Genomic DNA, 416 nt, shown 5'->3' on the forward strand with positions numbered 1-416 from the left:
GGAGGAATCTTCATGGGAGTTCTGAATTATTTCCTGAATTCAATGAGACTGCTTTTTTTTTTTTCAGCGGGCTCACCAACAGGCGTAAAGTCAAACTTGAAGTCACCTGTGGCTACAACTTTACCTTGAGGTGTTTCCACAACAATACCCAAAGGTTCTGGAATGGAGTGAGTTGTACGGAAAAAGTTAACACTTAAGTTGTTAAATTTAATTTCGCTGTCCGCATGAATTTCAAAGAGTTTTGCATCACGCAAAAGCCCGTGTTCTTCCAATTTTCCACGAATTAAAGCAAGTGATAACGGACCTGCATAAATAGGGATATTCGCTTGCTTAAGCAAGAAGGGAATACCACCGATGTGATCCTCGTGTCCATGTGTAATGAAGAGCCCTTTGATACGGTCGATATTTTCGACAAT

General features: G+C 40.6%; 1 protein-coding gene. It reads right to left on the bottom strand.

From position 1 onward, the window contains the following. Nucleotides 1-26 precede the first annotated feature (26 nt). Nucleotides 27-416, bottom strand: a 390-nt coding sequence (locus ETC27_RS17795; protein WP_205742762.1) for an MBL fold metallo-hydrolase, incomplete at its 5' end; no start/stop codon positions are given.

This window comes from Onishia niordana (assembly GCF_004798965.1).
In the GTDB taxonomy this organism is placed as follows: Bacteria; Pseudomonadota; Gammaproteobacteria; order Pseudomonadales; family Halomonadaceae; genus Onishia; species Onishia niordana.